This is a genomic window from Bariatricus sp. SGI.161, from assembly GCF_050313695.1.
In the GTDB taxonomy this organism is placed as follows: domain Bacteria; phylum Bacillota; class Clostridia; order Lachnospirales; family Lachnospiraceae; genus JAFBIX01.
This window is the reverse complement of sequence record NZ_JBNPLX010000023.1, coordinates 12,218-34,860: the sequence shown is the minus strand read 5'-3', so window position 1 is coordinate 34,860 and position 22,643 is coordinate 12,218. Positions and strand designations below refer to the sequence as shown.

Below are 22,643 nucleotides of genomic sequence, written 5' to 3'. Positions count from 1 at the left end.
CTCCTCTTTCTTAGAATTCCTTTTCAATCTGCTGAAACATTCATTTCTCTGATTACTTTTCTTATTTTCAATATCATAGATGGAGCCACCGACAATTCGTCCACTCCCATCCGCACAAATTCCTCTGTCAGTGCCAGATCTGCCCCTAATTCGCCGCATATCCCTGCCCATTTTCCACATTTATGGGCATTATCAACCACCATTCGTATCATCTTCAGTATTGCTTTATGGTGTGGGTTATAAAAATCATCCAGCCGTTCATTCTGCCTGTCAATTGCCAGTGTATACTGTGTCAGGTCATTCGTTCCAATACTGAAAAAATCCACTAACTCAGCAAGTTCATCACTGATCATAACCGCTGCCGGTGTCTCGATCATAATTCCCTGCTCAGGCAGTTTATATGGTATCTCTGATACTTCCAATTCCTTCTGAACCTCTTTTACAATTTCAAAAATCTTTAGCACTTCTTCGGTGGAAGTAATCATAGGGTACATAACCGAAATATTTCCATATACCGCAGCCCGAAGCAGCGCACGAATCTGTGTCTTGAAAATATCAGGCTGCTTCAGGCAAATCCGTATTGCCCTGTAACCCATTGCTGGATTCTCTTCTTTTCCCAGTTCAAAATAATCCACTTTTTTATCCGCACCAATATCCAGAGTTCGGATGATAACCTTCTTACCTGCCATCGTCTGTGCGACCTGTTTATATGCCTGGAATTGTTCTTCTTCTGTAGGGAAATCAGACTTCCCTAAATATAGAAATTCACTGCGGAATAAACCAATACCTCCGGCATCATTTTCCAACACATAACCGATGTCTCCTACACTCCCGATATTAGCGTAAACATTCATTTTTCTTCCATCAAGAGTGATGTTTTCTTTCCCTTTCAATGTCTGCAGAAGCTGCTGCTTTTCCTGCTCCTCCTGCATTTTCAGTCTGGCATGGTTACAGATTTCCTCCAGAGGTTCAAAGATAACCTCTCCCTGAAATCCGTCCACGACTGCCTGCATTCCCGTATGGATTTCATTCAGATTTACCTGTACGCCTATCAATGCCGGAATATTCATCATCCGTGCCAGAATTGCCGTATGGGAGTTTACAGAACCATGCACGGTAACAAAAGCAAGAATTTTTTCTTTGTCCATCTGGACTGTCTCGCTGGGAGTCAAGTCATCTGCAACAATAATGACAGGCTCTGAAGAGTCAAATTTCTCATTTTCCTGTCCTGCCAGGCACTTGACTAACCGTGTTGAAATATCTTTCATATCTGCTGCTCTGGCTTTCATATAATCATCATCCATGCCCGCAAACATATCGGAAAAATTGTCTCCTGTTACGGCAGCCGCATATTCTGCATTTACCTCTTCTGTACGAATCATATTGTAAATGGCATCCAGATAATCTTCATCCTCCAGCAACATTTGATGTACTTCAAAAATGGCAGCACTGCTCTCTCCCACTTCCTTTAACGCTTTCTCATAAAGACAAGAAAGCTGCTCCTGCGCCTGATGTACAGCTACTTTTATCCTCTCAATTTCCGTTTCAGGATCTTCAACTTTCTTCCGTTTTACCTGGCAGTCCTCATTTTTCAAAACAACTATAGGCCCCACTGCAATTCCTCTATATACAGATTTTCCATTCACCCGAATCATGTTGTTCCCTCCCTTGACAGTACAGCCAGGCGCACTGCCCGGCTGTACCGCCTTCTATTTATAAGTTCTTCTCAAAAAATGCTTTTATTCCTTCAAATGCTGCATCTTCATCGGCTCCGCTGACTTCAACCTCTACAGTTTGTCCGCATTTTACAGCCATCCCCATAACAGCAATCAGTTTCGTTGCCTCTGCCTTTTTTCCCTCTTTGGAAAGAATAATCTTACTTTCATATTTTTTAGCCTCTTTTATCAGCAATCCTGCCGGTCTTGCATGAATTCCTAATTCATCCTTAACTATATACTCAAACTTTTTCATCTGCCTGTCCCTCCATTAAAATCTGCAAACCTCTGTTTCATTCTGCACTGCTTCCATACCACTTAAATATTCCGTCTCCGGATAGTCATCAGAATTGGTTACCACAAGAATACAGGTTGTCTCAAATCCCTTTGCTTCAATCAACCCTTTATCGAATTCCATCAGTCTGTCTCCCTGTTTCACCTTATCCTTTTCCTTCACGAACACCCGGAAGCCTTCTCCGTTCAGACTTACCGTATCAAGACCGATATGCAGCAAAAGCTCTGCGCCATTGCCCAGTGTCATACCAATTGCATGATTGGAATCCTCTGCAATCATAGAAATTACCCCATCACAGGGAGCGGTAATAATCTGTGCTGTGGGCTGTATTGCAACGCCTTCTCCTAACGCTTTTGATGAAAATACCTGATCGTTTACCTCTGTAATTGGAATTACTTTTCCAGACACAAATGCCTTCAATGATTTTACTGGTTCTTCCTTTGTTTTTCTCTTAAAAAATCCCATCCTGTAAACCTCCTAAAATTTGATTGATTTCTTTTGCTACTCCATTTTTCTGGTTGCTCGCTATAACCTTCTCTGCCAGTCTCCGTATAACCGGAACTGCATTTTTTACTGCACGGGAATGACAGAATTCTCTAAACATAGTTTCGTCATTTTCCCCATCTCCGAAAACCATTACTTCATCTTTTGGAACACCATAAAACTCTGCTGCTCTTTTCAGCATCTTTCCCTTCTCGGCATCCACTGCTGTAATTTCTGCATTCCACACAGCGGATGAAGTAACGGAAATTCCCTGCCATCCTTTAAAATGTTTTTTTACCTGATCAATTAAAAGCTTCTCGTCAGAAAACGAGAAAATTTTAAGTATCCTGGCTTCCTGATTCCAGAGTTGGGCAAAATTCCGAATTTCTAATGCCGTCTGGCATACCTTTGTATTGGTAGAAAAATCTCCTTTATCTGTATTGACTTCAAAATCTATTCCTGCGTCTGAAAGGTAATTCATTATTTTTTCTGCCAAATTCTTTTCTATGGCTTCCTGATATATTATTTCGCCAGAGGATGCCCTGAATTCAGCCCCGTTAAGCAATACATAATCGACCTCAATCTCAGCTTCTCGAAAAATTGGATATGCCGTACTCCATGCCCTGCCTGTAACTGCCACAAAGCGCACTCCTGCTCTTTGTGCCCTTTTCACTGCTTCCTCTGTTTCCGCAGATATCCTGCTCTCCTCATTCAGAAGCGTTCCATCCAGGTCACTGGCTAAAATTCGAATTGCCATTCACTGAGTCACCTGCCTTCATCTGTTTCTCTGTCCACTCTGGCAAAATGAAAAGTAAACACATGAAAATCTTCCTTTATCAGTGGAACACTGATTCCAATTTCCCTCAGTTCATCTCCACCATATGTTTTTCCGCTGGCTGTTTCCAGATATTCATATTCCGGATTCAAGCCACTCAACCGGAACTGACCATGAGAGTACAATGGATTAAAAAATTTCTGAAAGATGAATACGAGGCATTCCTCTCCGTCATTTCTCACAGATGACCAGCTCACAAAATTTTCATTTGGTGTTTCATTCCGGTAAAATACTGCCTCTTGCAGCCATCTTCTCTCTTTTTTATGCTCCGCAATCTGACCGGCAATCTCCGCCTGTTCTCCCTCACTGCATTTGGTCAGATCCAGTTCGTATCCCAGATTAAATAGCCTTGCCACCTGATATCTCGTATTTAATGAGGTCGTCCTTCCTGTCTGGTGATTTGGTGTAATACTTACATGAGATCCCATCGCTACAGGGGGATAAATCAGGCTGAACCCCGACTGAATCTGTACCCGGTCAAAAGCATCTGTATTGTCACTTGCCCAGTTCTGCGGTACATAGTACAGCATCCCCGGATCAAATCTGGCTCCGCCGCTGGAACATCCTTCGATCAGAACCTTCGGGTATTTCTTTGTAATCCGATCCAGAATCTCATACAGTCCCAGAACATACCGATGGCTGATTTCCCCTTTTTGCTCCTGTGGCAGACTCAGAGAATTCACATCTGTCAACGGACGGTTCATATCCCATTTTATATAATCAATCGTTCCATCCTTCAGATAGAAATCCAGCACGGATACCAGATACTCCCTAACTTCCTGTCTGGATAAATCCAGCAGGTATTCATGACGTCCCTCCGTCATCTGATATCCGGGAACGCACAGGGCCCAGTCAGGGTGTTCTCGAAACAATTCACTATTCTTGCAGACCGCTTCCGGCTCAAACCAGAGTCCGAACTGCAGCCCTTTACTATGGATCAGCTCTGCTGCTTTTCTGATTCCTCCCGGCAGTTTCTTCTCATTACATTTCCAATCTCCCATAGAAGTCCGGCTACTGTTATCTGCCCGGAACCATCCATCATCAAGGACGAACAATTCCACTCCCAAATTTTTGGCCAACTCTGCCTGCTCCTCTATCTTTTCCATATTTACATCATAGTACATGGCCTCCCACGAGTTCAAAAGAACAGGACGTTCTTTGTCCGCAAATTTTTCCGGCATCAGATGATATTGATACAGCCAGTGAAAATTTCTGCTCATGCCATTCAGCCCCTGAGAACTGTAATTCAATATTGCTTCTGGTGTATCAAACACCTCACCGGGAGCCAGTCTCCAGCAAAATGTATCAGGATGGATCCCCATCTGTGCACGTACATTTCCAAACTGGTCTAACTCCACCTGTGCCAGAAAATTCCCACTGTATATGAAATGAATGCCGTATACCTCCCCGGAGTTTTCTGTAGTCTGTTGATCCATCAGAGCCAAAAACGGCTGATGCTGGGGACTGCTGCTTCCCCTCACACTTTCAATTCTCTGAATGCCCCGATGAAGAGAAAAACGGTTGATATTCCCTTCCTTTGCATGGGTTCCATATAGAGACAGGAAATCATAGCTTCTGGCGGGCAATTCAAGAGAAATGCTCTGAACATTTTGAAGCATGACGGTTTGTTCCCCTATATTCTCTACTCTCTGATAGCGGGCTATAATTCCACTATCTGCAAAAACAGAGTAGTACAGATATACCCGTATCCCAGCAGTGTCATCTTCACAGATGATCTCCAGCGTCTCTGCTTCATTCTTTTCAGCAAAAGTAGAAGGCATCTTTGGAATTTCCGGTTTTCCTTCCAAAACCCTCCAGGATTTAAATGAAAGTTCCGAAAATACTATTCCTGATTCCTGGGCAATGGCGAATGCCGGAATTCGGAAATCGCCGTGCCCTCTTGTTGGATACTCAAACGGAAAATCATCAAAGGATACATTCGAAATGCTGCATTCATGTTCCGTATTGTAACCCCGTTTAAAATAATGGGGTTCTCCACATCCCCGATATTTGCGGATTACTTTTCCAAAATACCGGTGGACCAGGTATTTCCCGTCCACCACTTCCATCACATAACTGACAGATGTATTCTTTATATGTACGATTTTTTGATCTTCGGAAAAAAGAATGCTCATGATCAATTCTCCATATTTTTGTTAAAGCCGAAAAACCAGGTCAATCCAAAAGCAACTGCAAAGGAAATCACATTAACCAACAGGTAAAGCGGAAGCTGCTCATTTAAGTACAACAGTGTTCCCGGAATACCGGTGATGGACATTCCAGTTGCACGAAGATGCAGAATGGAAGCCAGAAAACCACCAACACCGCCGCCAATCATGGACATGATGAACGGTTTTACAAATTTCAGATTGACACCAAATACTGCAGGTTCTGTAATTCCAAGCAAAGCTGACAGGCAGGAAGGATAAGCTACCTGTTTTGTCTTATTGGACACAGCTTTGATTGCCACTGCCAGAACTGCACCAGCCTGAGCCACATTACCGCAAGTTCCGATGGGATTCAGGTAATTCCATCCGTCCTGTGCCAGCATACTGATTTCCAAGAAGTTCAAAATATGGTGAATACCGAAAATTCCAAGGAGCTGACCAAAGCATCCATATAAGAATCCGCCAATTCCCATCGGCAGGAACAGCAGATGTTCAACCAGCCATAACACTCCGTTCTCCACGTAATGAAGTACCGGACCAATTCCAAAAAGTGCAAGAACAATTCCAACCAGCAAAGTAATAAATGGTGTCACAATCAGATCAATCGCATCCGGAACATGTTTGCGCAGCCACTTCTCAAATTTTGCAGTGATAATTCCTGTCACAAATGCCGGCAGTACAGAGCCTTGATATCCGGCTACCTTAATCAGCCCAAAGAAAACCAGTGGCTCTGCCTCACCTGCACCTACTGCATAAGCACTTGGCAGACTTGGACTAACCAGCATCAGTCCCAGAACAATTCCAATTACCGGACTTCCACCAAAGTTACGGAAAGTAGACCAACACACAAGAGCGGGCAGGAAAGCAAACGCTGTATCTGTCAGGATCTGGGTAAAGGTCAAAAGCGACTGGGGAATATTGTCCGGTGTCAGTCCAAATACACTTAAAACAGCTTCCTGCGTCAGCAGTCCTCTAAGTCCCATAAACAATCCGGTTGCAACCAGAACTGGAATAATAGGTACAAACACATCGGAAAACATACGGATTGCTCTCTGAAAACGGTTTCCATACACAACATTCTCCTTTTTCCCGCCTGTTTCTCCTGTTTCCGGCTCTCCTGTTATTTTAACCACTTCGTCGTAAACACGGTTTACCAATCCAGTTCCCAGAATGATCTGGTACTGCCCGGAGTTAAAAAACGATCCTTTCACCTTGTCTAATGCTTCCACATTCTTTGTGTCTATTTTTTCTTTATCTGCTACTACAATTCTGAGTCTCGTAGCGCAGTGTCTTACAGAAACGATATTTCCTTCTCCTCCAACGAGTTCCACAATCTTTTTTGCCAGATCTTTTTCACTCATGACTTCTGTTCCTCCCTCTTGTCCATATTCATAATTTCTCTCATTTCAATTTTCATACCATTTGTGGAGCCGCTTACGGTGACTTCCGGTTTTTGACTCTTTGGGAAAATGCGGGCTGAAAAAACAACCTGTCCTCCATTTACAAAGATCTCCATACTGGAATGATCCGACCATATTTCCAGCTCATTCCATTCATCTATGGCAGCCGATTTTGTTTCCACAGTGCCATCCACCCAGTTTCTTCTGGAAAAGGTCAGTTTCTTTTCTTCTGAAATGTACGCTATTTCAGCCTCCCCTTGATGAAACAGGATGTTCAGCTTCTGTTCTTCACCGGTTCGCCTCAAACAAAGGTAAAAGGTGCGCTTAGCAGGTTGTGCGCTCCACTCATGTTTCTCACACACAGCAGCAATCTCCTGCCCCAGTAGATGATACAATTCCCGGATCGGTTTCTGACACAGCTTTTCTTCCTGCAGGAACAACTCCCGAGGTAATGTCATACAATGAATATTCAGCTCTGTTCTGGAAAACACTTTCTCCTGCTCATCGTCCATCCGGGACATCCACGCAAACAGGATTCTTCTCCCGTCTGGGCTTAAAAACGTCTGGGGAGCATAAAAATCAAAACCTGCGTCCATCAGCTCAAACCCGTCATCCAGGCTGGCATCCCGAAAGATACCATTTTCTTCATCAAACTCCACCAGCTTATATGCTGAGAAGCTCAAAATCGGCTCATCTGCTGTATTATCCCTTTTCTGTGGATTAAACAGCAGCACATATCTGCCATCAAGTAAAAACAAATCCGGGCACTCCATCATTTCATACTGCTCTGACACAGCAAGCATCCCCTGATAATTCCATGTTTCTCCATCATCCGAATGACACAGGGCAATTGCACCCTTACCATTTTTTTGCTGCCCTCCGACTACCATATAATAACCGGAATGCTTTCCCTGAAATACCTTTGGGTCACGAAAATGCTCTGTATATTCTTCCGGAGTTTTCAGGATGATCCCTTTCTTCTGATATCGTCTGCCATCCTTTGTCACCACAAGACATTGGCTACTTTTGCGTTTCCCGTCTTTTTTGTTGTTACCGGTATAAAACAAATATAACTGATTATCAATCACGTACCCACTACCGGAATAAACACCATCACGATCATATTCCTGATCCGGTATGACCGCACTTCCTTCAAATTTCCATTTCAGCAGATCCTCAGAAGTAAACAGCCCCCATTCTTTATAAGAATGATTTTTCTCAAAACGGTTCCATTGGAAAAACACATAATATTTTCCTTGAAACCAGGATAAACCGTTTGGATCATTCAGCAGCCCCTTATCTGGTTCCAAATGATACTGCTGCCTAATCATTTCTGACATCCCATATCTCCTTTCTTTTTTGTCCGGCGCCTTGTAACTATATTAAACAATATTTTCTTGCCTTTTCCTATGGCAATACAAAAAGAAAATATGGAAAAAACTAACTTTTTATATTATAATAAGACTATGAAAGAATACAAAGAAACACATCATTCCCTGATGTACAAATCCAACTCCGATTTGTCCCTTTACAGCGCAGGCTATGAAGAATGTGCCTCCGGATACAGCTATGGACCAAAAATCCGGTCCTACCATCTTATTCACTTTGTGCTCTACGGAAAGGGGGAGCTACATATCAATGAGCATATATTTCAGCTTTCAGCCGGAGATGCCTTCCTCATCCCTGCCGGAAAGGTATCTTACTATGAAGCCTCAAAAGCCGATCCCTGGTGCTATGCCTGGATCAGCTTTCTGGGCATCAATTCCCAGATGTATCTGTATCAGCTCATGACTTCGTCAGATGACGTTTACATCATACATGGTCTGGATACGGTAAAATACAAAGAACGTATTTTTGATATTATTGCTCTGCAGGGTGCATCCACCAGTAGTTATTTTCAGGCAAACGGTGTTTTGTTCCAGATCATGGCAATGCTATTCGATGATATAGGTTTTCAGGAGAGCAACTGGGGAAAAAACTCTGTCATTGATGAAATCAAGTATTATCTTGACATCAACTATGCCGAAAAAATAAAGCTACAGGATATGGCAAAATCCTTCGGGATACATCCCAATTATCTTACCAGAATTTTCCACGAAACGTATGGGATTTCTCCAAAACAATACATCATGGATTTAAAATTAAAAAAAGCCCGAAGACTTTTAACAACTACAGAATTATCCGTATCTGTCATTGCCAGCTCTTTAGGCTTTGATGACCAGCTTGCTTTTTCAAAAGTTTTTAAGAAAGAATATTCTGTTTCTCCAACAGAATACCGGAAACAAAGCCGGATTCCCTCTGTTTCTGTACACAAATGAATCTTCTTTCATCAGCACCATTCTCTTTGAATCTTCAAACCAGAATAACAAAATATAAAAGCGGTGACCGATATGGTCGCCGCAAAAAACAAAACAAGCACTTTACTTTATGCCGGATACTACCTCGAAATGATATTTCACAATTCCAAGATCTAGATGCCAGATTTGCGCTTCCCGCTTTCTGAAAATGCCTCCTGCTTACAGGAACAGTTCATTTTCTTTTCTTACCGAACAAGCCTTCTTAATTGCCATAGCCGCAATCGACACCATAACGCCATTGACCTTTCTAGCATCATGAGAGCACTGCTTGACACAGCGCATACAGGAAATGCACTTTTTAGAGTCTACCGTAAAGTTCGCCGAATCAATGGCCTGTACCGGACATTTTTCCGCACATAGACCACACTTTACGCAATCTTTGTTCGGTTTCGGAACAAGACCTGCACCGCCACTCTTTTTGTAGGGACGGTTTCCCGGTATGGAAACGGCATTCTCATTCCTGGATGCAATCTGATCAGCAAAACCCGCAAGCTGTTTTTCATCAGTTGCGTCCGGTCTATTTGCAGCATACTGTGACATGATGGAGTGCTCCGCAACAGCGGCAACCGCCGCAATAACCCGGAATCCGGCTTCTCTCGCAGCGTCCTCCATTTCAACAAGCGTATCTTCGTAAGCCCTGTTTCCATATACACATACTATGGTGCATCTCGCTCCGTTTCCCCGGATCTGCCTGAAGCGTTCAATCGCCACAGCAGGTGCCCGTCCACCAAAAGAAGGCATGGCAACCAGAACCATATCCTCCTGTTTGATCTCACATTTGGTAAAATCAGTTTTGGCATTACTCAGATCAATTTGTGTCATATTCTCGCCCCAATTCCGGTCAATCATATTTGCAACTTTCCATGTACCCCCTGTAGGGCTGAAAATAATTTCTACTACATTCATGTGATTTGTCCTCCTTAAATATTATAGTTAAATTTTTTCGGAATGCATCGTGTCGATCCTGCTTCGAATGTCGGCAATACAGTCGGCAAGTGTTTTTCCCTCAAGGGAACGGGCAAAAGCCTCTTCTATATCTGCGAACATTTCAGTCAGCGCCGGACGGATATGACGCCCAACAATGCACTGGTCACTGGGGTTTTGATGAATATCCAAAAGATGAATATCTGATTTTTCCATAACCGCCTGATAGATCTGAAGCAGCGTAAGCTGTTCCGGGGCAACTGTCAGTGAATAACCGCTGATCCCTCTGTGACCATCAACGATCTCCGCCTTTTTTAGAAGCGCCAGAATTTTCCGAATGTAGCTGGCGTTGGTACCAACGCTCCCTGCCATCTGGTCGGAATTCAACGGATTAGGAGACTCTGAAATCAGTATCAATACATGCACCGCAACGGAAAACTTTGTGTCCATTCGATTTTACCTCCTAGCATTTCTTTTTCACTTGGTCTCTGAAATACGCCTCCATATGTAGTTGTATCTGATACATATACATTATATGGTTCTTAGAATCGTTTGTCAATCTTTTCTCAATATCAAGAAATAATCGTACTGTGATGGAGATAAATAAAATGATTTTGATATGATAATATTCAGTTTTCAGTCCGGATGGGCATCTGATTTCTGTTATTATCAAGAAAACATTTAAGCGTTGCTTTTATTTCTGTAATTGTTTTCAGGCAAGTAGAATACCTCTATCTCAACTTCATTCTGATCTAAATCCATTTCCACATAATAGTCTCTTATAAAATAAGAACGATAATAGTCCTGCAGAGAATATACTTCTAACGTATCAAAATCAATCAGGCACAACGGTATCGGTTCTTTTTTCTCATTTTCTTTTTTCCAATATTGTAGCGATCCTGCAACTTTTTCGAGACATTCCTGACACAGATGCTTCTCTAAAAACCTCGTATTTAATTTATACTTTTCCGGTAGTGTTACATCGATCTCTGCCATGCCTCTGGAAATCATTCCCTGTGAGGAATAAGAAATCTCTTCTGTTTTCCCAAAAGTAGAATTATTCAAAGTGCTTTCCTCTATCTCAATCCCGTTTTCATCATACGCTTTTAAATGAAAATCCAGCACATACCAATCATTCAGCGAAATCAATCCTATCGTATCAAATTTACGATAATAATCCATCAGACTTTCATTACTGTTTCCACACAAATAACACAGTGTAATATCATCCAAATCAGACTTTAAATTATCATAAGTTATTTCTATTCTTTCCATTTGATCACGATTCGTTGTTAAGTCTTTATTGAAATTTTCTTTATAAATAATCCCGAAGATAACCGCAATCAGGATTCCTATTACTAAAACATTTCCCCACATTATTTCCGCTCTAACTGAATAATATTTTGACTTCTTTTTTCTTCTATGCATTGTATCTCTCTCCATCCCAGAAAATATAGTGTACTTAAAATAAGTTCATTCGTAACATTCTACCACGTTTTGTACTTAAAATGTACTTGTTATATGAACTTAATTTGAACTTATAGTAAATGGAGAAAAATGCTTATGGAAAAAGATAAACATTTAGGACTTCGTATTGATTCTGAAACTCATAGTAAATTGAAAAGTCTTGCTGAATTCGATGGACGTTCCATCAATGGAGAAGTGCTGTATCTAATTCGTCAGGCAATCGCCAGACATGAAGAAAAGCATGGCACCTTAAAATAATTACTCGAACATCACAAAAGCTGAACAAGCCAGTAAATATCTGTACCTGTTCAGCTTCTTTTGTTATTTGTAAATCAATTCATCCAACACAATCTCTTCCGCAGCACTCCGGATATTATTTACCGCATCAACCCATGCCATCTGGTCACGAGCCTTTAATTTTTCATCTATCCCCTGCTTTTCCATCATCTGCCGCACAAGAACTTCCATTCTTTCATGCGCTTCATTGTCCACCGCATTCAAGTGAGCTATCAAACGATCTTCCAACAAATAAGTGGAATAAATTGCAGAACGATGCTCTTTCAGATATGTCCTCCGCATCATTCCATATTTCCCATAATGCGGTTCTTCATCTGTACTGACAAGATTCGGATAAAAAATTCCATCTGCTCCCAATGTGTAGGTTCCACCCATTTTTTCAAACGTGCTTTTCATGTTCTATTCCTCCTTGAAATCAGCGATGTCTTATCTTAGATCATCGCAAAATATTTCAGGGCAGCTTTGATAGCTTCTTCTTTCTCTTTCGGACACTGTGGCACTCTTACGTTTTCTGATTTTGGCAGATTGTAGTTCTCTCCTACCTCGATTCCACATTTCCTTTTGATTTGAGAAATATATAAACTTGAAACCTTCAAGTCAAATTCTTTCAGCACATAATCCTTGATTTCCTGATAGGTAGCCTTTAACTCAGCACTGGTTGCATCCAGTTCATCTAAATCCAGGTCGATTTCTATCGTGTCATCAGGTTTCTGTTGGGACAAAAGAACAACCGTCTCCACATGTGTCGTCACTATGATAGGAACACATTGACTTTGCCTCGTCGGTTGTATGGGAACACAAACCGGCGCTTTGTTTTGCTGCCTTGCTATTCTTTCTCGGCGGCTTAAAATTGGTGCCGTCCAAACTGTTTTTGAATCCGGTCTTATAGATAAATGTCAGCATGGACGGGTCTTTGTTACCATCTTCATCATACCCGCCGACGATCACTTTTTCAACTATGCTTTCAAAAACATAACGGTCAAAAGTGTCAAGCACTTCGTTCTCTTCCAGCGTTCTACGAAACTCTGCAATCCGCTTTTTCATAGTGCTTTCTGTTTCAGCGGATTCCTGCAAACTCTCGCGCTGTTTTTGGAGCTGTTCGATCTGGCTACTTAAATCAAAATACTTCTGCTCGTATGTATCTTTGTCAATGATTTCTTCCAACCGCATATCAACCAGCTTGGCCCGCTTTGCATCCAATGCAGCAATATCTTTCTCAACTTTGGCTAACTGCTTACTTGCATTACTGTCCGAAAGGGTTTCTTCTGTTCGGGCAATAAATTCATCTAACACATCCTTGTTATTTTGGCACAGAAGCCGGTAGGATTCAATAAATGCCTGTTCAATGGTTTCCTCGGCAATTCCTTTACTGTCAGGACAAAACTTCTTGCCCTTTTTGGTGGCAGTCACACATTGCCAGATAACCTTGTTATACTGTGAACCGCTATGCCAACTTCGCCTTGTAAGTGTACCACCGCAGAAGCCACATTCCAGCATACAGCTAAAGGCATATTTCCGGCTGAATTTTTCACGCTTGCCATCCGTACCTAAACGGCGCGGCTTTGCGCGGCGCTTCAAAATCTCTTGTGCCTTTTCAAACATTTCATCAGATATTATGGCCTCATGGTGATCCCGGATGTAGAACTGATCTTCTTCACCGAAATTATCCAAACGGCGCTTAGAGATAGGGTCAAGCGTAAAAGTTTTCCCCATCAAAATGTCGCCTTTGTATTTTTCATTTTTGATTATGCCTATAACTGTTGTTTCGGCCCATCGGGTGCTGCCGCGTTTGGTCTTATACCCTAAATTTTCAAGCTCCTGTGCAATTACGGAACCACCGGCCCCCTCGATATAGCGCCGGAAGATATACCGTACTATTTCAGCTTCTTCCTCATTGACCGAAATGCTCTTATCCTCTGGATGGTAGTCATACCCTAAGCAACCTTGGAATCCAACCAATTCGCCGCGCTGCATCTTCATTTTCAAACCCTTTTTGACATTTGCAGAAATGTTTTCAACTTCCTGCTGTGCCACAGAGCTTAAAATAACGAGAAGCAACTCACCGTCCATTGTCAAAGTATTTATGTTTTCTTCTTCAAAGAAAACGGCAATCCCTTTTTCTTTCAGCATACGAACATACTTCAACGTGTCCAGTGTATTTCTTGCAAAACGGGAAATAGATTTGGTGATTATCATATCGACATCACCATTCATGCAGTCGTTAATTAACCGCTGAAAATCTTCCCGCTTCGTTACCTGTGTACCTGTAATTGCTTCATCGGCATAGATACCAGCTAAGTCCCATTCGGATTTGCTTTTAATCAAATCGGTATAATGCTGAACTTGTGATTTGTAACTGTTGAGCTGATCTTCACTATCGGTACTCACTCGACAATAAGCAGCAACACGCAGGCGCTTTGCCAAATTTGTCCTTGCTCTGGACGAAAGTACATTACGCGCCTTAATGATTTCCACGTCTTTCATGGCGGCCCTCCTTTTTGCGTTCCTATTATAGTGTTATTATAACACATAGAGGACAGCAAATCAAGACAATAGATCGGAAACAATTTTGTAGTCTTTCATCAGACGACTTTTGATAAGGGAATATTCTCTATCAGAAATCAGCTTCTTTTCCAAAAGCTGTTTGAGAAAAGCAAGCTGCATACTATATCGAAGCAGATTGTCCTTTTTCAAAGATAATTCCCCCTTTCCATATCTAAAAAGAAGTGGACAGAACGGACGGCTGATGGTATCAGCTCCACAGGAATTTCACCTCGGCCCATGCTTGTGGGTGCGCCGCGCAATGCTTTGTGGGCGTTCAACGCGGGAGTATCGTTAGCGTATGCGCCGCTGCTTGTGAGCTGCCAACTCTCGGTGTAGATGGTTCTCGCTCACTCAAAGGATATGAGGTCATGGCGCATCCACCGACGCGGAACATACAGAATGTGTCCGTTGCCCTATACTGCACCGATGGCCTCCCACCGGGCTTTCTTTTTCAAGGTGCTACCAGCGGCCCACAGCAGAGGGAAGAAACAGGGAAAGGGTTAAGCTGTTTCAGCCTCCGGGAGCCGGTTCGTCACGGTATCGTGACGATGGAAGAAATGAGCTTGATTTCCAGACGGCGCTTCATGTACTCGTCTACGCACACATGAGGCTGGCCGTATTCGTCGTAAAGCGTCCGGGTACATAACTTGTTGATGTAACCTTCGTAGTACCGCAATACTCGTTCCACGGCCTCGGCATCACCGGCGCGGGCGGCCTTGATCACCGAAAGGGGCAAAAGCTCAATGTCTTTGTAGTTGGGATTTTTCATCCGCGTCTAACCTCCCTCCGGCATCAACGCCATCAATTTTGTTCGCAGCTCTTTCAGCGTTTTTGTCCTGTGCCTCTGGACGGCACTTCTGGACATTCCCATGAGTGCGCCGATCTCGCCGTCTGCCAGTTCCAGAACACAGTGCAAAATCAAAATGCTCTGCGCCTGCTGGGGCAGTTCGGCAAATGCGGCGGCCACAAGCTCGTTGTCGATATGTAAATCATAGCCGTGGGACGAAAACACAAAATCGTCGCTGGGGTAATGATCTACGGTGTAGAGCTTGTCCAATTCTGCCTGCGGGAGAACGCTGAACGACGTTTCACGGTCGCGCTGGCGTTTCATATCCCGGTGGTAGTTTCGGGCCTCATTTCGCAGTACGGTTTTGCAGAAAGCATCAAACCGGCACTGTTCGCCATAGTCGCGGGGGATAGCTTCCATCTTCTCACCCCCTTTCTGTGGGGGATGTGGTGGTTCTTTCCCTTTCCGCCAACATGACACCAGACAGGCCCTTTGCTACCCGCTAAACGTCTCCTTTTCGAAATGTTTTGAAAAAGTTTTTTCGGGTTTGGCCGTGCTGCAAAAAGCGACAAAAAACGCCCGGCAGGTCGCAAATGACCTGCTGGGCGCAGATGTGTTTCAATACGATTATAGTTTACATTGTATAGTTCATATATATGGCCGGTCTGACCCGGAGGGGGAGCTATGCTTTTTTTAGCTGATGAAGTTCATGGGTACTACGAAAAAGCAAAATTGACACGGCGGCATCCTCATATGGGCCGCCGTGCCGATTGCTTGGCGTTAAGGTCGTCGAAAGTTCCTGAAAGGCAAAAAGAAACGGCGGCTCTGAAAATCAAAGCCGCCGTATCATAGGCGCGTGAAAATGTGTCTGCTGTACGACGGCTTTTTTTCTTTTGCCGTCGTGCGGCAGATCATGTTATATTAAATTTAGAGATATAGTCAATTTATTATCTTGATAGGTAGCTTTTATTTTGCCACCCATTTGCTCTACAAGAGTTTTTGCAATGGAAAGACCTAATCCTGTAGAATTTTGTCCGGTTTCTACTGTATAAAAACGATCGAACAATCGCTCTACTATGACGGGCGTTAAATTCCTGGCGGAGTTTGTAAATGTAATCATTCCATTGATATGAAGTTTTACATATAAATCTCCATCACTGTATTTTAGAATATTGCTTAAAATATTACTGACGATTCTATTAAATGCGGGTAAATCAATATTATATCGAATAAAAGTATCTGGGATTTCAATAATGGGTTCAATATTTTGCTTCTTAAACGCCCCATAAAAAGCAAGCAGATTTTCTTCCAAAACCTTGTTTAGAATTACACTTTCCTGTGTGGTTTCCCATGATGATGCAGCTATGGAATAGCAAAATAGTTCCTCCGTCAACTGTTTTAAGCAATCCACTCTATTTTGAATTAAATCGATGTAGGATTTGATAACTGTTAAGCTATCTTCATCTTTCAATAATTCTAAATAACCGCATATTCCAGTAAGTGGTGTCCGAAGGTCGTGGGAAACATTCGTAATCGCGTCTTTAAGTTCCCGATCACCATTCATATATCTATGCCTGTGGTAACGTAATCGATCAATCCCTATGTTCATTTCGGTAACCAGCTTCCGAACATCGCGGTCATAGGTAGAAACCATGAGTAAATTATTTGTGTCACTCTCCAGATTATTCCTAAAATCTATGGATAGGTTGTTCAAATCCTTTTTCATCAGATATAATTTCAAAATGAGAAGCACACTGATACATAAAAGAAAACCACATAGAAACCAAGGAATAACCATGTTTAGACCTCCACTATTTTATATCTTTCCTTTTGAAAACAATTAACCCCAATACGGTAGTCAGCGTTATATTTATTAAGGAATACAGGAAAAAGCTATATGGATGAAGTATGACACCACTCGAAATTTGCAGACTTTGACCAGTAGGGAGAAAGTCATATAAAAATTCCAAAATAATTCTTGCCGCCTCGTTAGATGTACCGCCTAACGCCACTTCTCCGTAATAACTAAATACAGCAATTCTCAAATAATTCGTTAATATAAACAGAATTGCATAAATAATTAGACAAGCGGCCACCGAAGAAGTCTTATTACTTATTAGCATTGAAACCATTGTAAACAGGCTCGCAAATGCTACAAGCATAAGAATACCGGCGAACAGGTACAAGATAAAATGTAGCGGATACTCAATGTTCAACCCAAACATAGGAATTCCAAAAACGATAATGATCACTGCACTCACAAGAAAAAGCAAACCTTCTGCACCAAAAATTGTAAACCCATTCGCTAAATAAATATTGCATCTCTTATGACCAGTGATTAGCTTGTTGCGAATAGTACCATCGTTATACTCTGTCCCAACAAAAAAACCACTGTATATGGGACAAAAGATAGCTGCAACCGATATTGCCGAAAAGAAAAACCAATTCAAGGATACAGCCGTATTTTCAGCCGAAGCTGTCATTTCCAGATAATTCATTATCAAAAGAAACGCAGTATATAAAGCTGATACAATTATGCCAGTCAGAAGTAGCCTGCTCTTTTTCAGTCGAGTGATGTTTGCAAATATTAGGTTACGCATTTGCCTGACCTCCAATCAAGTTCATATAATAGTTTTCCAGACTTTCATCTCGCTTTTGTATGAACTTGACTTCACAATTCTCCTTTGCAAGTGCTAATGTGAGTTGGGTAATACCAATTTCCCCATATATATCTGCTTCTGCATCTGAAGTAAGTGTGTATTCAATATTCATACCATCAAGTACCCGACACAATGCTTTTGCGTTAGTCACAGACAGATGCACACATTTACGGCAATTAGCTTCCAGTTCTGCGGCACTTATTTCTTTTACAATTCTGCCACCATCTACAAAACCATAATGTGTAGCCAGTTTTGATAACTCTCCTAAAATATGGCTGGAAATAAGAATAGTGATCTGGAAGTCTCGATTCAGTTTTAGGATAAGCTCCCGGATTTCAATAATTCCCTGTGGGTCTAAACCATTTACTGGTTCATCCAAAATTAAAAAATCAGGTGAACCGCATAATGCGACGGCAATACCTAACCTTTGCTTCATCCCTAACGAAAAATCTTTAGCTTTTTTCTTTCCGCAATCGGCTAAACCAACTAATTTTAGCAAATCTGCAATTCCATCATAATTCGGAATCCCCAGAATTTGATATTGCATTATCAAATTTTCTTCCGCAGTCATTTCTAAATAAACTGCCGGAGTTTCAACCACAGCCCCCATACGACGACGGACTTTATTAATCGCCTTATCTGTATTTTTTACATTGTATAAAATGTATTCGCCAGAAGTAGGCTTTTGGATTCCAGTAATCAGACGAATTAGAGTAGTCTTTCCGGCACCGTTTTTACCTACAAGTCCATAAATGGAACCTTTAGGAATATGCATTGAAAGACCGTTTAGCGCTTTATAATGTCCATATTCTTTACAAAGCGAAGTAGTTTCTAAGCAATAATCCATATCTTTTCCTCCTTGTTCTTGCTAACTTTATTGTACTATTGTACGGTCAAGATAGCGGTCAAGAAAACAGTCAAGAAATGGTCAAAATTTCATTTTGAAGCCGATTCCCCATACCGCCTCAATATGTTCTTTATTTCCTGCGTCACGCAATTTTTTACGAAGATTAGAAATATGTTGTTTAAGGGATCTGTCTGTGCAATCGGGGGTATCCTCAAAAATCTTTTCTAATATTACAGTCTTCGATATTACCTGATTTGGATTTTGCATCAATAGTTTCAAAATAGCATATTCCGTCTTTGTCAAATGTACTGGCACATCGTTAGCAACAACCTCATGTGAACTTAAGTCCAGAGTGAGATTATCAACCTTTAGGACTGTGGCAAGGTTCTGCCTATTCTCTTTGCGAAATTGAACAGCAATACGAGCCAATAATTCCCTTATCTCAAAGGGCTTTGTAATATAATCTACTGCACCACTTAATAGCAGGTTCACTTTATCGTCAACACCTACTTTGGCACTGACAATAATAACTGGAATGCCAGTCATCTTTGGTAGAATTTCTTCTCCTGATAAACCGGGAAGCATTAAATCTAAAAGAATTAAATCCGGCGTATTGTGAGATAGAAGATACACGGCTTCCGTGCCAGAATAAGCTCGGAGAATTTCATAACCCTCTTTTTTCAAAGCATTCTCTAAAATGTTTCCGATATGCTGATCGTCCTCTATAACTGCAATTGTTTTCATTGCCTGTTTTGTCTCCCTTTCTTTGTCCTGCCATCAATCGGCTTTTCCGCAGTTTTGGGTATCAGCCAGATTGTTGCCACTTTCACAGCGCCGGGGATGCGTCCCGCAGCACAGTAATAATTTATCCATCGTGGGGTCACGCCCCATTTTTCGCTTGTCTCTTTCAATGTCATATAATCCATACCGCATACCTCCACAAACTACATTATAATTCTTTTGCTCGAAGAATACAACAAGCAAAATATGAATTATAAAATTCAAGTTATCCGCATATTGCAACATTCCATGAGCAGACTATGAAATATAGAATGTAAGTGGGTGATGCAATATGGCAAAAATCGAAGATTGCCCCGGATTTGAAACCTTCGGTGCGGATGTGAAAGCAGCACGGAAGGCGAAGAGCCTTGCACGAAAAGATTTAGCGGAAATGGTGAATATTGATAGCCGGTATCTTGCCAATATCGAGAATGAGGGAACGATCCCCAGCCTGCCCGTGGTGATACAGCTTATCAAGATTTGCGGCCTGCCCGTGGAACACTACTTCAATCCAGAAGTCATGCGGGAGGAAAGCGAAGATCGGAAACGTGTCAGCCACAAGCTGAAACTTTGCCCGGAGCAGTATTTACCAATCGTGGAGGGTGCCATTGACGGGGCCTTGAAAATCAAACAGCCAAATGAAGAAACGGAGGGTGAGTAAAAACATCCTCTGTTTTCTTTTTTATTGGGACGCGCAAGCGCCCTCTTTTTTTGCACTTTTTTCTGCCCATAGGTCTATTTTGCGGGTAGTTTTGAAGTTTGGGAACGTCTTGTTAGCGGAGAAACAGTAACGTAGCAAGCATAGGGAGTGTAGCCACACTCCCGAAAAAACGGCCTATCCCGCCACTGCCGGGCCTCGTCCGTTTTGCTTGTTGGGGAAGTCCCCAAACCCCTTGAATGGAAAGGACGGTGAAGCATGGTAAACAGAACCAGAAAGATTGTGCTGCGCGTTCCCGTGACGCCGGAGGAACGAAAACTGATTGAACAGAAAATGTCGCTGCTGCACACGAAAAACTTTTCAGCCTACGCACGGAAGATGCTCATTGACGGCTATATCGTGAACATGGACACTACCGACATCCGGGCGCAGACCGCCGAGATACAGAAGATCGGCGTCAACGTCAATCAGATTGCAAAGCGGCTGAACAGCATGGGGCCGGTGTACGCACAGGACATCGAAGATATAAAGGGGGCGCTGGCGCAGATATGGCAGTTACAAAGATACATCCTATCAAGTCAACGCTGAAAAAAGCCCTGGACTACATCGAGAACCCGGACAAGACCGACGACAAACTGCTGGTATCCTCCTTTGCCTGCTCCTATGAAACAGCGGACATTGAATTTGAAATGCTGCTGGCACAGGCGTACCAAAAGGGTAACAATCTGGCCCACCATCTGATACAGTCCTTTGCTCCCGGCGAGGCCACGGCGGAACAGGCCCATGAGATCGGGAAGCAGCTTGCCGATGAAGTGCTGCAAGGGAAATACCCCTATATACTGACTACCCATATTGACAAAGGCCACGTCCATAATCATCTAATTTTTTGCGCCGTGGATATGGTCAATCAGCGCAAGTACATTTCCAACAAACAGAGCTATGCCTACATCCGGCGCACCAGTGATCGGCTGTGCAAGGAAAACGGATTGTCCGTGGTAAAGCCCGGCCAGAGTAAGGGCAAAAGCTACGCCGAGTGGGACGCCCAGCGGAAAGGGACAAGCTGGAAAGCGAAGCTCAAAGCTGCCATTGACGCCGCTATCCCGCAGGGCAAAGATTTTGATGATTTTCTCCGGCTTATGCAGGCGCAAGGCTATGAGATCAAACAGGGCAAGTTTATTTCTTTCCGCGCCCCCGGACAGGAACGCTTCACCCGCTGCAAAACGCTGGGGGAAGCCTACACCGAGGAAGCCATCACTGAACGTATCAAAGGCCGCACCATCACAAGAGCGCCCAAAGAGCGCAAGGGAATTTCCCTGCGGATTGATCTGGAAAACAACATCAAGGCCCAGCAGTCGGCGGGCTATGAGAAGTGGGCGAAGCTACACAACTTGAAGCAGGCCGCAAAGACGCTGAATTTCCTGACGGAACACGGGATAGACACCTACCCGGATTTGGAAAGCAAGGTGGCTGAGATCACCGCCGCCAGCGACGAGGCTGCCGCTACCCTGAAAGCTGCGGAACATCGGCTTGCGGATATGGCGGTATTGATAAAGAACGTCACCACCTACAAGCAGCTCTGGCCCGTGGCGCTGGAATATCGCAAGGCAGCGGACAAGGGCAAATTCCGGCGTGAGCATGAAAGCACGTTGATTTTGTATGAAGCTGCGGCAAAGGCCCTCAAGGAACAGGGCGTGAAAAAACTCCCTGATCTTTTTGCCCTGAAAGCCGAGTACAAGCGGCTGGCCGAGGAAAAAGAACGGCTGTATGAACGGTACGGCGAAGCGAAAAAGCAGATGCAGGAATACGGCATCATCAAGCAGAATGTAGACGGCATTTTGCGGGTGACGCCGGGAAAGGAATGGTCGCAAGAGCTATGAGTTTACCGATAATGAATTACCCGCAATATCGCAAGGCCCGGAAGCTGGTGCGGGAGTGCTGCAACTACTGTGATGGCAACTGTCTGCTGCTGGACGATGGCGAAGAATGTGTTTGTGTTCAGAGCATTTCCTATTCGCTGCTATGCCGGTGGTTCCGGGCTGCTGTCCTCCCGCTGGATGCGGCCTTGTGTGCCGAGATCACGAAAGACCGGGACGAGGTGAAACGCTGCTCCGAGTGCGGCGCTGTATTTATGCCAAAGTCCAATCGGGCAAAATACTGCCCATCCTGTGCCAAACGGATACGCCGCCGCAAAGAGGCAGAACGACAGCGGAAAAGGTACTGGCAATCTACGCATTTAGGGCCATAAAAAGCCCGGTATTCCGGGGCTTTTCCGGCATGGTCGGCGGGGTGGTGGGATGATTTATCATATGCCCACCGAAACGTTGTTCTAAATGCGTAGAAATAGGCAAAAAACAACGCCGGACGCAAACGACCACATGGCCGTCGCGCCCGGCAATAATTATTCATATAAGCTAAAAGATTACACT

At 43.2% G+C, this 22,643-nt stretch carries 27 protein-coding genes and 1 pseudogene; 7 read left to right on the top strand and 21 right to left on the bottom strand.

Annotated features, from left to right (window positions below; translation table 11 throughout):
* Positions 1-23: 23 nt before the first annotated feature.
* From ptsP to ACQRBH_RS12985, 7 genes are read right to left on the bottom strand one after another with little or no spacing between them, the layout of a single operon-like run.
* Positions 24-1,655 (bottom strand): phosphoenolpyruvate--protein phosphotransferase, encoded by a 1,632-nt coding sequence (gene ptsP, locus ACQRBH_RS13015; protein ID WP_427762022.1) that lies wholly within the window; start codon positions 1,653-1,655, stop codon positions 24-26.
* A 58-nt stretch (positions 1,656-1,713) separates the two neighbouring features.
* Entirely contained in the window at positions 1,714-1,971 is a 258-nt protein-coding gene (locus tag ACQRBH_RS13010; protein ID WP_427762020.1) for an HPr family phosphocarrier protein, read from the bottom strand.
* 15 nt (positions 1,972-1,986) lie between these two features.
* Positions 1,987-2,475, bottom strand: a complete 489-nt coding sequence (locus ACQRBH_RS13005) for a PTS sugar transporter subunit IIA (RefSeq protein ID WP_427762018.1) — start codon at positions 2,473-2,475, stop codon at positions 1,987-1,989.
* Positions 2,462-3,250 carry a Cof-type HAD-IIB family hydrolase gene (locus ACQRBH_RS13000; RefSeq protein WP_427762016.1) on the bottom strand — a complete coding sequence of 263 codons (789 nt, stop codon included), beginning with the start codon at positions 3,248-3,250 and terminating at the stop codon, positions 2,462-2,464. The genes ACQRBH_RS13005 and ACQRBH_RS13000 overlap by 14 nt, the downstream gene beginning before the upstream one ends.
* Before the next feature lie 8 nt (positions 3,251-3,258).
* Positions 3,259-5,463, bottom strand: a complete 2,205-nt coding sequence (locus tag ACQRBH_RS12995; RefSeq protein WP_427762014.1) for an alpha-galactosidase — start codon at positions 5,461-5,463, stop codon at positions 3,259-3,261.
* A gap of 2 nt (positions 5,464-5,465) precedes the next feature.
* Complete coding sequence (locus ACQRBH_RS12990; protein ID WP_427762012.1) at positions 5,466-6,857, bottom strand: sucrose-specific PTS transporter subunit IIBC; 1,392 nt, start codon at positions 6,855-6,857, stop codon at positions 5,466-5,468.
* Positions 6,854-8,236: a glycoside hydrolase family 32 protein gene (locus ACQRBH_RS12985; RefSeq protein ID WP_427762010.1), complete on the bottom strand. Its 1,383-nt coding sequence runs from the start codon at positions 8,234-8,236 to the stop codon at positions 6,854-6,856. Before ACQRBH_RS12985 ends, ACQRBH_RS12990 begins: the two co-directional genes overlap by 4 nt.
* Positions 8,237-8,326: 90 nt before the next feature.
* Between ACQRBH_RS12985 and ACQRBH_RS12980 the strand changes: the two genes are divergently transcribed.
* Entirely contained in the window at positions 8,327-9,214 is an 888-nt protein-coding gene (locus ACQRBH_RS12980; RefSeq protein ID WP_427762009.1) for an AraC family transcriptional regulator, read from the top strand.
* Between the two features lie 198 nt (positions 9,215-9,412).
* On the opposite strand, the gene ACQRBH_RS12975 is transcribed toward ACQRBH_RS12980, so the two are convergent.
* The 3 genes from ACQRBH_RS12975 to ACQRBH_RS12965 all read right to left on the bottom strand — a co-directional run bounded on the left by ACQRBH_RS12975 (position 9,413) and on the right by ACQRBH_RS12965 (position 11,605).
* Positions 9,413-10,159, bottom strand: coding sequence for a 4Fe-4S binding protein (locus tag ACQRBH_RS12975; RefSeq protein WP_427762007.1), 747 nt, complete (start codon positions 10,157-10,159; stop codon positions 9,413-9,415).
* A 27-nt stretch (positions 10,160-10,186) separates the two neighbouring features.
* A complete protein-coding gene (locus ACQRBH_RS12970; RefSeq protein WP_427762006.1) occupies positions 10,187-10,627 on the bottom strand; it encodes an RrF2 family transcriptional regulator in 441 nt (146 codons plus the stop codon).
* Positions 10,628-10,858: 231 nt separating this feature from the next.
* Positions 10,859-11,605: a hypothetical protein gene (locus tag ACQRBH_RS12965; protein ID WP_427762005.1), complete on the bottom strand. Its 747-nt coding sequence runs from the start codon at positions 11,603-11,605 to the stop codon at positions 10,859-10,861.
* A 135-nt stretch (positions 11,606-11,740) separates the two neighbouring features.
* Here ACQRBH_RS12965 and ACQRBH_RS12960 point away from each other — a divergent pair, with 135 nt between their 5' ends.
* Positions 11,741-11,902, top strand: a complete 162-nt coding sequence (locus ACQRBH_RS12960; protein ID WP_427762003.1) for an Arc family DNA-binding protein — start codon at positions 11,741-11,743, stop codon at positions 11,900-11,902.
* Positions 11,903-11,965: 63 nt separating this feature from the next.
* On the opposite strand, the gene ACQRBH_RS12955 is transcribed toward ACQRBH_RS12960, so the two are convergent.
* The 6 genes and pseudogenes from ACQRBH_RS12955 to ACQRBH_RS12930 all read right to left on the bottom strand — a co-directional run bounded on the left by ACQRBH_RS12955 (position 11,966) and on the right by ACQRBH_RS12930 (position 15,692).
* Entirely contained in the window at positions 11,966-12,337 is a 372-nt protein-coding gene (locus ACQRBH_RS12955) for a TnpV protein (protein WP_427762001.1), read from the bottom strand.
* Positions 12,338-12,372: 35 nt separating this feature from the next.
* Positions 12,373-12,690: pseudogene (locus ACQRBH_RS12950) on the bottom strand (23S rRNA (uracil(1939)-C(5))-methyltransferase RlmD); the annotation flags it as partial.
* Entirely contained in the window at positions 12,644-14,425 is a 1,782-nt protein-coding gene (locus ACQRBH_RS12945; RefSeq protein WP_427761999.1) for a recombinase family protein, read from the bottom strand. The pseudogene ACQRBH_RS12950 and the gene ACQRBH_RS12945, both read right to left, overlap by 47 nt.
* 60 nt (positions 14,426-14,485) lie before the next feature.
* The gene (locus ACQRBH_RS12940; protein ID WP_083829145.1) at positions 14,486-14,635 is read right to left on the bottom strand and encodes an SHOCT domain-containing protein; all 150 of its coding nucleotides are present in this window, start codon (positions 14,633-14,635) and stop codon (positions 14,486-14,488) included.
* Between the two features lie 382 nt (positions 14,636-15,017).
* Complete coding sequence (locus ACQRBH_RS12935) at positions 15,018-15,254, bottom strand: helix-turn-helix domain-containing protein (protein ID WP_427761997.1); 237 nt, start codon at positions 15,252-15,254, stop codon at positions 15,018-15,020.
* Between the two features lie 6 nt (positions 15,255-15,260).
* On the bottom strand, positions 15,261-15,692 hold the full coding sequence (locus ACQRBH_RS12930) for a sigma-70 family RNA polymerase sigma factor (protein ID WP_427761996.1): 432 nt from the start codon (positions 15,690-15,692) through the stop codon (positions 15,261-15,263).
* Between the two features lie 264 nt (positions 15,693-15,956).
* Between ACQRBH_RS12930 and ACQRBH_RS12925 the strand changes: the two genes are divergently transcribed.
* Entirely contained in the window at positions 15,957-16,124 is a 168-nt protein-coding gene (locus ACQRBH_RS12925; protein WP_427761994.1) for a hypothetical protein, read from the top strand.
* A 64-nt stretch (positions 16,125-16,188) separates the two neighbouring features.
* Here the strand turns inward: ACQRBH_RS12925 and ACQRBH_RS12920 are convergent, their stop codons facing one another.
* The 5 genes from ACQRBH_RS12920 to ACQRBH_RS12900 form a co-directional block, all read right to left on the bottom strand.
* Positions 16,189-17,070, bottom strand: a complete 882-nt coding sequence (locus tag ACQRBH_RS12920) for a sensor histidine kinase (protein ID WP_427761992.1) — start codon at positions 17,068-17,070, stop codon at positions 16,189-16,191.
* Positions 17,071-17,083: 13 nt separating this feature from the next.
* A complete protein-coding gene (locus tag ACQRBH_RS12915; protein ID WP_427761990.1) occupies positions 17,084-17,872 on the bottom strand; it encodes an ABC transporter permease subunit in 789 nt (262 codons plus the stop codon).
* Positions 17,865-18,779: an ATP-binding cassette domain-containing protein gene (locus tag ACQRBH_RS12910; protein ID WP_427761989.1), complete on the bottom strand. Its 915-nt coding sequence runs from the start codon at positions 18,777-18,779 to the stop codon at positions 17,865-17,867. Before ACQRBH_RS12910 ends, ACQRBH_RS12915 begins: the two co-directional genes overlap by 8 nt.
* Before the next feature lie 81 nt (positions 18,780-18,860).
* Positions 18,861-19,523 (bottom strand): response regulator transcription factor, encoded by a 663-nt coding sequence (locus ACQRBH_RS12905; RefSeq protein ID WP_427761987.1) that lies wholly within the window; start codon positions 19,521-19,523, stop codon positions 18,861-18,863.
* Complete coding sequence (locus ACQRBH_RS12900) at positions 19,520-19,705, bottom strand: DNA-binding protein (RefSeq protein WP_427761986.1); 186 nt, start codon at positions 19,703-19,705, stop codon at positions 19,520-19,522. Before ACQRBH_RS12900 ends, ACQRBH_RS12905 begins: the two co-directional genes overlap by 4 nt.
* Before the next feature lie 146 nt (positions 19,706-19,851).
* Between ACQRBH_RS12900 and ACQRBH_RS12895 the strand changes: the two genes are divergently transcribed.
* The 4 genes from ACQRBH_RS12895 (at position 19,852) to ACQRBH_RS12880 (ending at position 22,462) form a co-directional block, all read left to right on the top strand.
* Positions 19,852-20,220 (top strand): helix-turn-helix transcriptional regulator, encoded by a 369-nt coding sequence (locus ACQRBH_RS12895; protein ID WP_427761984.1) that lies wholly within the window; start codon positions 19,852-19,854, stop codon positions 20,218-20,220.
* 255 nt (positions 20,221-20,475) lie between these two features.
* A complete protein-coding gene (locus tag ACQRBH_RS12890) occupies positions 20,476-20,805 on the top strand; it encodes a plasmid mobilization protein (protein WP_116443982.1) in 330 nt (109 codons plus the stop codon).
* Positions 20,766-22,094 (top strand): relaxase/mobilization nuclease domain-containing protein, encoded by a 1,329-nt coding sequence (locus ACQRBH_RS12885; protein WP_427761982.1) that lies wholly within the window; start codon positions 20,766-20,768, stop codon positions 22,092-22,094. Before ACQRBH_RS12890 ends, ACQRBH_RS12885 begins: the two co-directional genes overlap by 40 nt.
* Positions 22,091-22,462: a cysteine-rich VLP protein gene (locus ACQRBH_RS12880; protein WP_427761980.1), complete on the top strand. Its 372-nt coding sequence runs from the start codon at positions 22,091-22,093 to the stop codon at positions 22,460-22,462. The genes ACQRBH_RS12885 and ACQRBH_RS12880 overlap by 4 nt, the downstream gene beginning before the upstream one ends.
* The last annotated feature ends 181 nt before the right edge of the window (positions 22,463-22,643 follow it).

Coding starts and splice junctions, on each gene's coding strand:
- ACQRBH_RS12930 (WP_427761996.1), bottom strand. CDS start 15,692: ATGGAAGCTATCCCCCGCGACTATGGCGAACAGTGCCGGTTTGATGCT.
- ACQRBH_RS12955 (WP_427762001.1), bottom strand. CDS start 12,337: ATGAAAAGCACGTTTGAAAAAATGGGTGGAACCTACACATTGGGAGCA.
- ACQRBH_RS12990 (WP_427762012.1), bottom strand. CDS start 6,857: ATGAGTGAAAAAGATCTGGCAAAAAAGATTGTGGAACTCGTTGGAGGA.
- ACQRBH_RS12945 (WP_427761999.1), bottom strand. CDS start 14,425: ATGAAAGACGTGGAAATCATTAAGGCGCGTAATGTACTTTCGTCCAGA.
- ACQRBH_RS12985 (WP_427762010.1), bottom strand. CDS start 8,236: ATGTCAGAAATGATTAGGCAGCAGTATCATTTGGAACCAGATAAGGGG.
- ACQRBH_RS12895 (WP_427761984.1), top strand. CDS start 19,852: ATGGCAAAAATCGAAGATTGCCCCGGATTTGAAACCTTCGGTGCGGAT.
- ACQRBH_RS12915 (WP_427761990.1), bottom strand. CDS start 17,872: ATGCGTAACCTAATATTTGCAAACATCACTCGACTGAAAAAGAGCAGG.
- ACQRBH_RS12910 (WP_427761989.1), bottom strand. CDS start 18,779: ATGGATTATTGCTTAGAAACTACTTCGCTTTGTAAAGAATATGGACAT.
- ACQRBH_RS12975 (WP_427762007.1), bottom strand. CDS start 10,159: ATGAATGTAGTAGAAATTATTTTCAGCCCTACAGGGGGTACATGGAAA.
- ACQRBH_RS12995 (WP_427762014.1), bottom strand. CDS start 5,463: ATGAGCATTCTTTTTTCCGAAGATCAAAAAATCGTACATATAAAGAAT.
- ACQRBH_RS12960 (WP_427762003.1), top strand. CDS start 11,741: ATGGAAAAAGATAAACATTTAGGACTTCGTATTGATTCTGAAACTCAT.
- ACQRBH_RS12900 (WP_427761986.1), bottom strand. CDS start 19,705: ATGGATTATATGACATTGAAAGAGACAAGCGAAAAATGGGGCGTGACC.
- ACQRBH_RS12935 (WP_427761997.1), bottom strand. CDS start 15,254: ATGAAAAATCCCAACTACAAAGACATTGAGCTTTTGCCCCTTTCGGTG.
- ACQRBH_RS12920 (WP_427761992.1), bottom strand. CDS start 17,070: ATGGTTATTCCTTGGTTTCTATGTGGTTTTCTTTTATGTATCAGTGTG.
- ACQRBH_RS12965 (WP_427762005.1), bottom strand. CDS start 11,605: ATGCATAGAAGAAAAAAGAAGTCAAAATATTATTCAGTTAGAGCGGAA.
- ACQRBH_RS13005 (WP_427762018.1), bottom strand. CDS start 2,475: ATGGGATTTTTTAAGAGAAAAACAAAGGAAGAACCAGTAAAATCATTG.
- ACQRBH_RS12980 (WP_427762009.1), top strand. CDS start 8,327: ATGGAAAAAACTAACTTTTTATATTATAATAAGACTATGAAAGAATAC.
- ACQRBH_RS12970 (WP_427762006.1), bottom strand. CDS start 10,627: ATGGACACAAAGTTTTCCGTTGCGGTGCATGTATTGATACTGATTTCA.
- ACQRBH_RS13000 (WP_427762016.1), bottom strand. CDS start 3,250: ATGGCAATTCGAATTTTAGCCAGTGACCTGGATGGAACGCTTCTGAAT.
- ptsP (WP_427762022.1), bottom strand. CDS start 1,655: ATGATTCGGGTGAATGGAAAATCTGTATATAGAGGAATTGCAGTGGGG.
- ACQRBH_RS12925 (WP_427761994.1), top strand. CDS start 15,957: ATGCTTTTTTTAGCTGATGAAGTTCATGGGTACTACGAAAAAGCAAAA.
- ACQRBH_RS12880 (WP_427761980.1), top strand. CDS start 22,091: ATGAGTTTACCGATAATGAATTACCCGCAATATCGCAAGGCCCGGAAG.
- ACQRBH_RS12905 (WP_427761987.1), bottom strand. CDS start 19,523: ATGAAAACAATTGCAGTTATAGAGGACGATCAGCATATCGGAAACATT.
- ACQRBH_RS13010 (WP_427762020.1), bottom strand. CDS start 1,971: ATGAAAAAGTTTGAGTATATAGTTAAGGATGAATTAGGAATTCATGCA.
- ACQRBH_RS12890 (WP_116443982.1), top strand. CDS start 20,476: ATGGTAAACAGAACCAGAAAGATTGTGCTGCGCGTTCCCGTGACGCCG.
- ACQRBH_RS12885 (WP_427761982.1), top strand. CDS start 20,766: ATGGCAGTTACAAAGATACATCCTATCAAGTCAACGCTGAAAAAAGCC.